The 12,511-nt window shown below is 50.5% G+C and carries 7 protein-coding genes; 5 read left to right on the forward strand and 2 right to left on the reverse strand.

The features are described from left to right. Nucleotides 1-18 precede the first annotated feature (18 nt). The 3 genes from B9Y93_RS13840 (at nt 19) to B9Y93_RS13850 (ending at nt 4,709) form a co-directional block, all read left to right on the forward strand. Entirely contained in the window at nt 19-1,299 is a 1,281-nt protein-coding gene (locus B9Y93_RS13840; protein WP_085495019.1) for a murein hydrolase activator EnvC family protein, read from the forward strand. A gap of 220 nt (nt 1,300-1,519) precedes the next feature. Then, nucleotides 1,520-2,959, forward strand: a complete 1,440-nt coding sequence (locus tag B9Y93_RS13845) for a S41 family peptidase (protein WP_085495021.1) — start codon at nt 1,520-1,522, stop codon at nt 2,957-2,959. A 436-nt stretch (nt 2,960-3,395) separates the two neighbouring features. Beyond that, nucleotides 3,396-4,709, forward strand: coding sequence for a PDZ domain-containing protein (locus tag B9Y93_RS13850; RefSeq protein ID WP_244903401.1), 1,314 nt, complete (start codon nt 3,396-3,398; stop codon nt 4,707-4,709). Nucleotides 4,710-5,394: 685 nt separating this feature from the next. Here the strand turns inward: B9Y93_RS13850 and B9Y93_RS13855 are convergent. After that, nucleotides 5,395-6,318: an OmpA/MotB family protein gene (locus B9Y93_RS13855; RefSeq protein ID WP_097676117.1), complete on the reverse strand. Its 924-nt coding sequence runs from the start codon at nt 6,316-6,318 to the stop codon at nt 5,395-5,397. Further along, nucleotides 6,302-7,114, reverse strand: coding sequence for a flagellar motor protein (locus tag B9Y93_RS13860; RefSeq protein WP_085495160.1), 813 nt, complete (start codon nt 7,112-7,114; stop codon nt 6,302-6,304). The genes B9Y93_RS13855 and B9Y93_RS13860 overlap by 17 nt, the downstream gene beginning before the upstream one ends. Nucleotides 7,115-7,493: 379 nt before the next feature. Here B9Y93_RS13860 and uvrB point away from each other — a divergent pair, with 379 nt between their 5' ends. Together uvrB and uvrA are read left to right on the forward strand one after the other, a co-directional pair. Then, nucleotides 7,494-9,491 carry an excinuclease ABC subunit UvrB gene (uvrB, locus tag B9Y93_RS13865; protein ID WP_085495024.1) on the forward strand — a complete coding sequence of 666 codons (1,998 nt, stop codon included), beginning with the start codon at nt 7,494-7,496 and terminating at the stop codon, nt 9,489-9,491. Between the two features lie 69 nt (nt 9,492-9,560). Next, a complete protein-coding gene (gene uvrA / locus B9Y93_RS13870) occupies nt 9,561-12,422 on the forward strand; it encodes an excinuclease ABC subunit UvrA (RefSeq protein WP_085495026.1) in 2,862 nt (953 codons plus the stop codon). The last annotated feature ends 89 nt before the right edge of the window (nt 12,423-12,511 follow it).

The raw sequence follows: 12,511 nt of genomic DNA on the forward strand, positions 1-12,511 counted from the left end.
GATTGATAAGGAGGTACCATGTTGAAGAAAAAATGGGTATTGCTCGTGCTCAGTGCGATATTGTTGACTGGAATCCTCGCTCCTTCCACAGGGCAAGCTTCAGAGCTTGGCAAGATCAATGATCAGCTTAAGGATCTGAAGGAGCAGATGCGAGCAGCAGAGAAGAAGCAGCAGCAGGCGGAATCTACCATACAGGAAACCACGGTTAAGAAAGTAAATACCGAGAAGGACCTTGCGCAGATCACAGAGCAGATCGACATCAAGGTGAACGAGATGGCGAAGGTGTCCTCCGATATTGACCAAGCGGAATTTGATCTGGAGGAGAATGGACGTCAGCTTGAAGCGGCTAATAAGCGCATTGCTGAACGCGAGAAGCTCCTGGATGCAAGAGTTCAGCTGATGTACACCGATGGCAGTGTATCCTATCTGGACGTGCTGTTAAGTGCGACGAGCTTCTCCGATTTTTTGGATCGGCTCGATTCGATTGAGCAGATTGCCAATCGCGACAAAGAGCTTGTAGCCGAGCATAAGCGTGATAAGGAGCTTGTGCTGGAGAAGAAGAAGCAGATTGAAGCTGATCTTGTACGTGTGCGCACCTTGTACGTGAAGCTTGAAGATACCAAGCAGGAACTGATGATTCAGGAAAAAGAAAAGGAAGTCATGATCGCTTCCTTTGACAAGCAGATCGAGGAGTCCCACAGCTTAAGTGATGAGCAGGAGGCTTTGCTGGTAGACTTAGTGTCTAAGCGCGCATCGCTTGAGCAGCAGAAGGTAGCAGAGGAAGAAAGACAGCGCCAGCTTGAAGAAGAGCGCCGTCAGCGCGAAAGAGAAAATCAGAAGAGCCAAGGCGGCGGAGGCGGGGGAAGCTCCAGCTCCAATACCGTCTATGGTTATTCAGGCGGACAGCTGTCCGTGCCTTTGAAGAGTTCGTATACCATCACTTCCCTGTATGGCACACGTCGCGATCCAATCACAGGCCAGCAAGGCGCGTACCATAGTGGAATTGATATGGCAGCTCCAGCAGGCACCTCTATCTATGCAGCGGAATCCGGTGTCGTGGTATTGGCCGAGTGGTGGAGCGGATACGGCAACTGTGTTATCATCGATCATGGACAAGGCTTATGGACCTTGTATGGACATATTCGCAGCGGCGGAATAAAGGTTGAGAAAGGCCAGAAGGTCAAAGTAGGAGATAAGATAGCTGAGGTAGGCTCCACAGGCCGTTCTACAGGCAACCACTTGCACTTTGAGGTTCGTCTGAATGGCGAACGTACCGATCCGGAACCTTACTTGCAATAATTGTGTTTTAGAGCCCTTTTGTGAGTAGTCCGATACGCTTTTCTGCGATGGACGTCGTGTTTTACGCGTAAGGGTAAGGATAAGGCTGTAGGAAATTTAATCGTTCCTATAGGGTAAAAACTCTACCATTGGCATATACTACTAAGGTTCTATTGGATTTCTAGCCAAAACGCATACGAATACGTGGAACAGCTAATGGAAACACAAAGGCGGTGATCGCATGAACTTTAAGGGGCGGACAGTCGCTCTTATTGTAGGTATAACGATAACGGTCAGCAGCTTGGTGACGATGGCCATTATGGACCTGCCCATCTTCGCAAGCAGTGCTGGACAACCTTCCAGTGGAAGCTTAACCGTTAAGGAGCAGCAAAAGGTCAATGCGGTGCTGCAGGTCATTCAAAAGCATTACTTTAAGGAAATCGAACGCACAAAGCTGATTGATGGCGCGATCAATGGTATCTTTACGGCATTGGATGATCCGTACTCCACCTACATGCAGCGTGAAGAAGCCGAGAACTTCAATGTTAGTGTTGAAGGAGGCTTCACAGGAATTGGCGCTGAGGTGTCGATGGAAGATGGGAAGGTGACGATCGTCTCTCCTATCAAGGATACGCCGGCAGAGCGTGCGGGCTTGAAGCCTAAGGATGTGCTCTTGACCGTAGATGGCGTCACTCTTGAAGGGTTGAATCTGAATCAAGCTGTAGACAAGATCCGCGGGCCTCGCGGGAGCAAGGTTAAGCTTGAAGTAAAGCGTCCTGGCGTCGAACAGGTGATGACTTTCGAGATTACGCGCGATAAGGTGGATCTCGAGACGGTATTCCCGACGATGCTGAATGACAAGATCGGATATATTGAGATTCGCCAGTTCTCTACGAATACGTACGAACATTTCATCACTGCGCTAGATGGTTTGGAGAAGCAAGGCATGAAGGGTTTAATCCTTGATGTACGGAACAATCCGGGCGGCGTCTTGGACATTGTCGAAAAGATGACATCTCCATTTATTCAAAAAGGCAAGCCGCTGCTTCAAGTAGAGTATCGTGATCAGCCTCGTGAAGTGCACAAGTCGAAAGGCACTGATCAACAGAAGCCTTACCCGATTGCGATTCTCACGAACAAGGGCAGTGCCAGTGCGTCTGAGATTATGGCAAGCGCCTTGCAGGAGTCCGCGGGAGTGAAGATTGTTGGTGAGCACACATTCGGCAAAGGGACGGTGCAAACAAGCTTCCCAGATCAAGAGGACGGAAGCTTGATCAAGATCACTATCGCAAAGTGGCTGACGCCAAATGGCAACTGGATTCATCAGAAGGGCATTGAGCCGGATGTGCCCGTTGCACAGCCGGACTACTTCAATGCAGCGCCTATTGCCAAGGATAAGCTCTTGAAGAAAGATATGAATGCAGCGGATGTGAAGAATCTGCAGGTCATTCTAAGCGGACTTGGCTATAAGCTTGATCGAAAGGATGGGTATTTCTCCGCCAGCACGGAGCAGGCGGTAAAAGCCTTCCAAAAAGAGAAGAAGCTTGCTGTGACTGGTCAGGTAGACAGCAAGACCGCTGAGCAGCTGGAGCTCTCGATTGTCGAGGTCATGCGCGACAAGAAGAATGATGCACAGCTGAATGCGGCGATTAAGACCATCCAGAAGGAAATTCAACCGTAGGTGTCGAAATGATAGAAGGTCAGTAGCCGCTTGGCTTCAGGCCTTCTTTTTCATTGCATTGGTTTATTCTTTTTTAGAATAGGAAAAGAACATACAGGATTGATTAGGCTGTGAGGGAGTTTGAATACGCTGCTCTGGTTCGTTCGAAGTTGTTCGTAGCGCTTGAATCAGAGGATGCACAAGATATTGATTACGTTTAAATCCACTGTTCGAAACTGATGGACAATGCTTTGCTTCATCGCTCCACTCTGTGCGGATCGCGATTGAAATGTTTATAAATAAAGTAGAGATGCAGTTGATTCGATTTGAATGCTGAGGCTTGAATGCTGAGGCTTGAATGCTGAGGCTTGAATGTTAGGAGGCTGTGTTCTTATTAGTCAGGATCTATAACTGACTTGCTTTGCTAGGGATGCTGGCTTGGGAAGGGGAGAAGAATGTGGATGCAGCTGTAGAAGTAATTCTGGAATGGTTATCTCGTGTCGGCTTCGCATGCTTGCAAATGCTGCTGTCGCCATTCTATTGGTTATCGATATTATTGATTGCGATACATTATCGTAGGCAGATGCTGCTTGAGCGACGATTGTTTGCCGTTAAGATGCATAGCTGGATACAGCAAACGTGGAGAGCTTGGCTTGGAGGCCTTGTGGCAGGGGTGCTTGTCTCAGCAGCGGCGATTGGGCTAGGCGTTCATGTGACGCCTTCCATCATGTTTTTGATCTGGGGAATCAGTGTGCTGCTGTTGTTTATACGTGTGCGCATGCTGTGCCTTGCCTACTCTGGCGGCATTGTCGCTTTGCTGCATGTCGCGCTGGGGTGGTTCCCTGCGTTTTCTCCAGAAGGTATGGTGGGAACGGTCGTTCAAGATCTGCGGACGCTTAATCCGGCAGGCCTGTTGATACTTATCGCCCTTCTTCATGCAGCCGAAGCATTTCTGATTCGCAAGCAGGCAGCTGCCTTTGCAACTCCGCTCTTTATGGAGAGCAAGCGTGGAAGTGTCATGGGCGCCTATAGAATGCAGACTATGTGGCCAATACCGCTGCTTGTGTTTATGCCTTCCGCAGCAAATGCTGGGGAATTGCTTCCATGGCAGCCCTTGTTAAGCGGGGATTTGTGGGCGTTAGGCTGGATGCTCATGGCGTTTCCTGTCATGATTGGCTTCTCAGAAGTGACCTATGCGTATCTTCCGCAAGAGAAAGCGAATGTGACCAGCTCAAGATTGTTTATGTATGCTGCGGCTCTGCTGGCCGTGTCGCTACTGGCGAATTGGTGGTCCCCGCTCATCGTGGTCGCAGCGATTGTTGCGATTGGGATGCATGAGTGGATGATCTGGTGGAGCAGACAGCAGGAGTCGAACCATAGTCCCCTGTTTACACATAGCGGATCAGGACTCCGGGTACAAGCGGTTCTGCCTAACAGTCCGGCTGCGGAAATGGGAATCATGGCGGGTGAGCGAATTACGAAGGTAAATGGGTATTCGATTCGAACGAAGGCTGATCTGCATCAAGCGCTCAGCACCAGTGCGATGTATAAGCTTGAGGTATACAACTTAAACGGAGAAGTAAAATTCGTTCAGCGAGCATTGTATGATAAGGAGCATTATCAGCTTGGTGTCCTGCTGGCGCCAGATGATGATGTCACCTATATAGCAGATACGAAGCCTGTGTCCATAATCCGGTGGTTCAAATCACCTTGGAAGCGGCATCGCTCAGAACGTGCATCTTCCGACACTACCCTTAATCAGAGTTCATAGTCGATGGTTAAAGCGCAAGTAAGCGTTCATTCTATAAAAGGAATGGACGCTTTTTTTCATCGGTTGGGAAATGGTGTTTGTTCTCGAAGCGCAGGCAGCTGCACACTGTGAATAGACGTGATCGATTGCATGTAAATAAATGAAAAAAGCAAGGAATTGTGGATAACTATAATTTTTTCTGCCAATATTCGCATAGTTGTCGACAAGTTGTTAACATTCTGGGGATATAAACAAAAATTTTGTGCATAACTTTTTGATGTTTGTGTATAACATGTGCACGATGTTAATTGTCAATGGAAAATAGCGAGTACCAACTTGGATAGAAATTCGGAATGGCAGTTGATTGTGATATTAACGGAAGGAAAAATAAGGAGGGTTTTCGATGGAGGCTAGAAAAGCAGTAAGAGCCATTGTTTGTTTCTTCATGGACAGCAAACACGGTGCAGCCAATGGGTGATCAATAAGCATATCAATAAGAGGCGCAACTATCATGGGAATGAAGCTAGGCAAATTATTGGTGGTGAAAGCATACAAGGATCCTTTGATCTGAGAAAGCAAAAAGGCCTGCCATAAAAGCTTGGCCGACCTTTTCGTATAGCTAGAATCAAAATCATAACGCTTATAGATTGCAATGTGTCTTATCCATTATCGCAAAGCTGCCTGTTGCGCGGTTCAATAAGTCTGGCTAAGCTGATGGCTGAATGGCACGGAGAATGATGATCTCCACTCGACGATTCTTCGTTCGTCCTTCAGATGTGTCGTTGGAAGCAACGGGACGTGTCTCGCCGTAGCCTGAGATTTGGAACTGATCTTGCTTCAGGCTCTCTTCTTCTACAAAATAGCGAAGAACAGATAAGGCGCGCTCTGCTGAAAGCGCCCAGTTGTCCTTGAATCGACTGCCAGGCGACATCGGCACATTGTCGGTATGGCCTTCAATGCTGATCGTCGAATCGAGCGTCTGGAACAGGCTGGCAAGCTTCTTGAGCGTCGGCTCAGCCTTCGTGGTGAGTTCAGACTGGCCCAGTGCGAACAGAAGGCTGTCGCTCAATCGAATCTCAATGCCCTTCTCGCTGTCGATAACCGTGATGGCATTCTCCAGTTGATTCTCATCAATATAGGCTTGAACCATATTTTTGACATGCTGCAGCTGTTCTTCCTGCTTGCGGTAGGCGATGTCCTTTTCCGTAATCTCCCCAATCATGACGGGCTGGTCTTGCGATTCTGGGGAGTCCTTCATGGAGCTATTCCCGTCTGCTGAGTTAGAATCACCGTCCGCTTGTTCGGTTCCTGCCGCGTTGTGCTGATTCTTATCATCGGAATCTCCATCTCCCATAGAAGGATCTGTCTGTCCTCCTTCCTGTACGATGGCTCCACCCTCCAAGAGGCTTGGACCGCCAGACAAGGCTCCTTGCTGCGGGCTGTTCTTAAAGGTTGTGTGAAGCGTCTCGGACAAGGATTGGTACTTGGTTGCATCGACTTGGCTCATGGCATACATGACGACGAAGAAGATCATCAATAGCGTGATAAGGTCTGCATATGTAATCAGCCAGCGGTCATGCTGCTCTGGCGCAGCGTTGCGCTGTCTGGATGCTCTACTTCTGTATCTCAACGTTCATCCCTCGCTTTGGCTCTGAGACTTCACGAAGTGCCTCATAGGCGTCCTCACCCTGCATGAACGTCGACAGCTTGCGGCGGACGATCTTCGGATTGTCAGCAGCTTGAATGGCTAGAATGCCGAGTTGAATAAGCTCCATCTCGCGAATCTGCAGCGCGCTTCGCGTCTTGATCTTGGTCGCAATCGGCAGGTAAATGACATTGGCGCTGACCACGCCATACAAGGTTGCGGTAAAGGCAACTGCGATGGATGGACCGAGCATAGAGGGGTCGCTTAGGTTGCCAAGCACGTGAATAAGTCCCATTACGGTTCCGATAATCCCCATCGTCGGCGCGTAACCGCCGGCTGCTTCGAAGATCTTGGCATAGCCATCATGTTTTTGCTCCACACTGTCCATTTCCATATCCAGCATCTGCTGAATCACTTCTGGCTCTGTGCCATCGACAACCATCATCATGCCGTCTCTCAGGAAGGGGTGGCTGTGCTTCTGAGCACTGGCTTCAAGAGCCAATACGCCTTCGCGTCTTGCTTGGAGGCTCATGGCAACGAGATCATCGACCAAGCGGTTCAAGTCCCGCGGCTGTTCGCGAAAAGCCATTCGCAGCGCCTGTGGAAGGCTTCTCAGCCTGCTCATCGGGAAGCTGATCACAACGGCAGCGATTGTGCCTCCAAATACGATGAGCGCTGCAGTCGCCTCCCATAAGCCGCTGATGTGGCCGCCCTCCCAAATAAAGCCGCCGATGAGCGCGATAAGTCCGATTAGAATGCCGATAAAGGTTGTCTTATCCATCATAAAATATCCTTCTTCCTTGCATGTTCCCATTTGCATCCAACGGTTGTTGCGAGTATAATAAACGGGAACAAACATTCTTATTTATTGGGGATCCTAGCTGCTGAATACCTCTAAAAGTTGAACGACAGGTAAAGATGATTCTGTCCTTTTTATCGGGTAATTTCCTTATAAAGTTTAGCATGTTTCAAAACGGGTAAGCCTTTTGAGTAGGGATGAGCGTTAGGTACGAGACAGCGTAAAGGGCAAGTGAGCACAAGGGCCTATAAGATAGGGAAGAGTAGGGCTCTAGTACTCGCCTGCATAATGATAGATAAGCAAGGTCAAGCAGAGCATGAAGCAACCGAAGTATGAGGAAGGATGAGGTGATGGTCATTTTATGACTGATATTCAGATGTCTTCTAAGCCCTTTGAGCTAGTTAGCGAATTTGATCCGCAAGGGGATCAGCCGCAGGCAATTGAGGAGCTTACAGCCGGCATTCAAGCGAACAAGCGTTACCAGACGCTGCTCGGGGCAACAGGTACGGGCAAGACCTTTACCATTGCACAGACGATTGCTAAGGTCAACAAGCCTACATTGGTTATTGCCCACAATAAGACGCTGGCTGCTCAGCTGTGCAGCGAGTTCAAGGAATTTTTCCCGCACAATGCGGTGGAATACTTCGTCAGCTACTATGATTATTACCAGCCGGAAGCGTACATTCCATCATCAGATACGTATATCGAGAAGGACTCGAGCATTAATGAAGAAATTGATAAGCTGCGTCACTCCGCGACCTCCTCTTTATTTGAACGCAGAGACGTCATTATCGTAGCAAGTGTATCCTGCATCTATGGCTTAGGTTCTCCGCTTGAATACAAGAACTTGGTGCTGTCCCTTCGAACGGGCATGGAGAAGTCTAGAAATGAGATCTTGTCGCGTCTTGTAGACATTCAGTATCAGCGCAACGATATGAACTTTATTCGAGGCACATTCCGAGTGCGCGGTGATGTCGTGGAGATCTTCCCCGCGTCAAATGGCGAGCAAGCGGTGCGCATTGAGCTGTTTGGTGACGAGATTGAGCGCATCACGGAGATCGATGTGCTGACTGGGGAAATCATCGGAGAGCGTGATCATGTGGCCATCTTCCCGGCTTCTCACTTCGTTACCGCAGAAGAAACGATGAAGCGAGCATTAGTTGATATTGAGCGTGAGCTGGAGGAGCGGCTTCAAGAGCTGCGCGCGGATAATAAGCTGCTGGAAGCTCAGCGCCTTGAGCAGCGCACAAGATACGACATTGAGATGATGAGCGAGGTTGGCTTCTGCTCAGGGATCGAGAATTACTCCGGTCCGCTTACATTCCGCGAGAGAGGGGCCACGCCATATACATTGCTGGACTACTTCCCGGATGATTACTTAATCGTGGTTGATGAATCACATGTGACGCTTCCGCAGATCCGCGGGATGTACAACGGTGACCGAGCACGGAAGACAGTGCTTGTCGAGCATGGCTTCCGCCTCCCTTCTGCAATGGATAACCGTCCGCTGCAATTTGAGGAATTCGAGTCCAAGGTCAATCAAGCCATCTTCGTATCGGCTACTCCAGGCCCATATGAGCTGGAGCATACGCCTAAGATGGCCGAGCAGATTATTCGGCCGACAGGCTTGCTGGACCCTGTTGTTGAGGTGCGTCCAACCAAAGGGCAGATTGACGACCTTCTTGGCGAGATTCGCCTTCGCCTAGATCGTGACGAACGCGTATTGGTGACGACCTTGACGAAGAAGATGGCCGAGGATCTAACCGATTACTTGAAGGATATCGGAATCAAGGTTCGCTATCTGCACTCGGACATTAAGACCTTGGAACGGATGATGATTCTTAGGGACCTGCGCCTTGGCGTGTTTGATGTCCTGATTGGTATCAATCTGCTGCGCGAAGGCTTAGACCTGCCTGAGGTATCGCTAGTTGCCATTCTTGATGCGGATAAGGAAGGCTTCCTGCGCGGAGAGCGCTCTCTCATACAGACTATCGGCCGTGCGGCGCGCAATGCAGAAGGCCATGTCATTATGTATGGTGACAAGATCACGGATTCGATGGATAAGGCGCTGAAGGAGACGGCTCGCCGCCGTCAGATTCAGATGGCTTACAATGAGCAGCATGGCATTACGCCTCAAACCATTCGCAAGAAGATTCAAGAGGTGATCGAGGCAACGAAGAGCGTAGACGACAAGTCGAGCGCCTTGGCAGGAGCAGGCATGGAGAAGATGTCGAAGAAGGATCGGCAGTCGGTCATCCAGCGCTTGGAGGAAGAAATGAAAGAAGCAGCGAAGAGTCTCCAGTTCGAGCGTGCGGCCGAGCTGCGTGATGCTTTGCTTGAATTGAAGGCGATGGATTAGGATTGGCATGTATCAACATTTTCGCTTATTCTCAGTTCGCGTGAACGAACAAGCAGGAGGGTCATTCCATTGGCAAGTGAGCATATTGTGATCAAGGGCGCGAGAGCCCATAATCTTAAAAATATTGATGTGACCATACCGCGCGACAAATTTGTCGTGCTGACAGGTCTTAGCGGTTCAGGGAAATCCTCATTGGCGTTTGATACGATCTATGCGGAAGGGCAGCGCAGATACGTGGAATCTTTGTCTGCTTACGCCCGCCAATTCTTAGGGCAAATGGAGAAGCCGGACGTGGATTCCATCGATGGGTTGTCTCCTGCGATCTCGATCGACCAGAAGACGACGAGCCGCAACCCGCGATCGACAGTAGGGACGGTAACAGAGATTTATGACTATTTGCGATTGTTGTTTGCCCGTATCGGTCATCCGCATTGTCCTGAGCATGGAGTAGAGATCAGCTCTCAGACGGTCGAACAGATGGTCGATCGGATCATGGAATATCCGGAGCGTACGAAGCTGCAGCTTCTTGCTCCTGTGATCTCAGGGCGCAAGGGGGAGCATAAGACAGTCTTTGCCGATATTCAGAAGCAGGGCTTCGTTCGCGTCCGTGTAGACGGCGAGCTCCGTGAAGTATCGGAGACGATTGAGCTAGAGAAGAATAAGAAGCACAATATCGAGGTTGTCGTTGACCGTATCGTCGTCAAGGAAGGCGTTGAGTCCCGTCTTGCGGACTCGATTGAGACGGCGCTTAATCTGTCTGACGGCAAGCTGATTGTAGATATTATCGATCAAGAGGAGCTTGTGTTCAGCTCGAAGCTTGCCTGCCCAGTCTGCGGCTTCAGCATCGATGAGCTGTCGCCAAGAATGTTCTCCTTTAACAGCCCGTTCGGTGCTTGTCCGGACTGTGACGGTCTTGGTCAGAAGATGATTGTGGACCCTGAGCTTCTAGTGCCGAACAAGGAGAAGTCAATTGATGAAGGGGCGTTCGAAGCTTGGGCGGGAAGCACGTCCAACTACTATCCGCAGTTTCTGCAGGCCGTGTGCGACCATTATGGCATTCCAACGGATATCCCCGTATCCCAGTTTGAGCCTGATCAGATGAATAAGCTCATGTTCGGAACAGGCGGGGAGAAGGTTCGTTTTAAGTATGAAAACGACTTTGGCCATAAGAAGGAAGCGATGGTTGCGTTCGAGGGCATTGTGCACAACTTGGAGCGCCGCTATCGCGAGACGGCTTCCGAAGGCATTCGTGAGTTCATCGAGGGCTTCATGAGTGCGAAGCCGTGCGGTATCTGCAAAGGGGACCGGCTTCGCAAGGAGAGCCTTGCGGTTACGGTTGGCGAGAAGAATATGGCTTATGTCACGAGCCTGTCCATTGGCGATGCGCAGGAGTTCTTTGCGAACCTGGAGCTGTCTGCGAAGGATATGATGATCGCTCATCTGATCTTGAAGGAGATCAATGCCCGACTCGGCTTCTTGGTCAATGTGGGCTTGAACTACTTGACGATGAGCCGTGCAGCCGGGACGCTGTCAGGGGGCGAGGCTCAGCGGATTCGCCTGGCAACACAGATCGGGTCCAGCCTGATGGGTGTTCTCTATATCCTGGACGAGCCGAGCATCGGACTTCATCAGCGGGACAATGATCGCTTGATTCAGACGCTTGAGCATATGCGCGATCTCGGCAATACCTTGATTGTCGTTGAGCATGATGAAGACACGATGCTGGCTGCTGACCATATCATCGACATCGGACCAGGAGCTGGGATTCATGGCGGGATGGTGATCGCTGAGGGAACCCCTGAGGAGATTATGGCTGATGATCAATCGATCACAGGCCAGTACTTAAGCGGACGGAAGTTCATCCCGATTCCGTTGGAGCGCCGCAAAGGCGACGGACGCTGGCTGGAGATTCGAGGGGCGAAGGAGAACAATCTGCGCAACATTAACGCGAAGTTCCCGCTTGGCGTATTCACGGCGGTAACGGGGGTATCCGGCTCCGGCAAGTCCACGCTCGTGAACGAGATTCTCTATAAGTCGCTAGCCCGTGATCTGAACCGGGCGAAGGTGCGCCCTGGCGCTTATCGTGAGATGAAGGGCTTGGAGCATGTGGATAAGGTGATCGACATTGACCAGTCCCCGATTGGACGGACGCCGCGCTCGAATCCCGCAACCTATACGGGTGTATTCGATGACATTCGCGACCTGTTCTCCACGACCAACGAAGCGAAGATTCGCGGCTATAAGAAAGGCCGCTTCAGCTTCAACGTGAAGGGTGGACGCTGTGAGGCCTGCCGTGGCGATGGAATCATCAAGATCGAGATGCACTTCCTGCCTGATGTCTATGTGCCATGTGAGGTATGTAAGGGCAAACGCTATAACCGCGAGACACTGGAAGTGAAGTACAAGGGCAAAAATATTGCCGATGTGCTGGAGATGACGATTGAAGATGCGCTAGAATTCTTCCAGAACGTGCCTCGTATTCAGCGCAAGATTCAGACCTTGTTCGACGTTGGCCTTGGCTATATGAAGCTGGGACAGCCTGCAACGACGCTGTCGGGCGGCGAAGCCCAGCGCGTGAAGCTTGCAGCCGAGCTGTATCGCCGCAGCACAGGCAAGACGCTGTATATTCTGGATGAGCCCACGACAGGTCTTCATGTGGCGGATATTGACCGCCTGCTGGAAGTGCTGCATCGTTTAGTCGAGTCAGGCGAGAGCGTGCTCGTTATCGAGCACAATCTGGATGTCATCAAGACCGCGGACTATATTCTGGATCTCGGTCCTGAGGGCGGAAACGGCGGCGGCTTGATCGTGGCCCAAGGAACGCCTGAACAGGTCGTGAAGGTGGAGGGCTCATATACAGGCCATTACCTGAAGCCGATCTTAGAGCGTGACCGTGCTCGTACAGAGGAGCAGGAGAAAGTGACGACTTAGTCTAATAAGCCTGAGAAAGCCGCGGATTGATCATTGGAATCGATGATCGATACTGATGAGAAGGCCCGTGAAACGTTAGTATCCAGATA

This window comes from Paenibacillus aquistagni (assembly GCF_900177815.1).
In the GTDB taxonomy this organism is placed as follows: Bacteria; Bacillota; Bacilli; order Paenibacillales; family Paenibacillaceae; genus Paenibacillus_B; species Paenibacillus_B aquistagni.

Excerpts from the sequence above, each read along its gene's own strand:
- B9Y93_RS13845 (WP_085495021.1), top strand. The coding sequence starts at position 1,520 with ATGAACTTTAAGGGGCGGACAGTCGCTCTTATTGTAGGTATAACGATA.
- B9Y93_RS13840 (WP_085495019.1), top strand. The coding sequence starts at position 19 with ATGTTGAAGAAAAAATGGGTATTGCTCGTGCTCAGTGCGATATTGTTG.
- uvrB (WP_085495024.1), top strand. The coding sequence starts at position 7,494 with ATGACTGATATTCAGATGTCTTCTAAGCCCTTTGAGCTAGTTAGCGAA.
- B9Y93_RS13860 (WP_085495160.1), bottom strand. The coding sequence starts at position 7,114 with ATGGATAAGACAACCTTTATCGGCATTCTAATCGGACTTATCGCGCTC.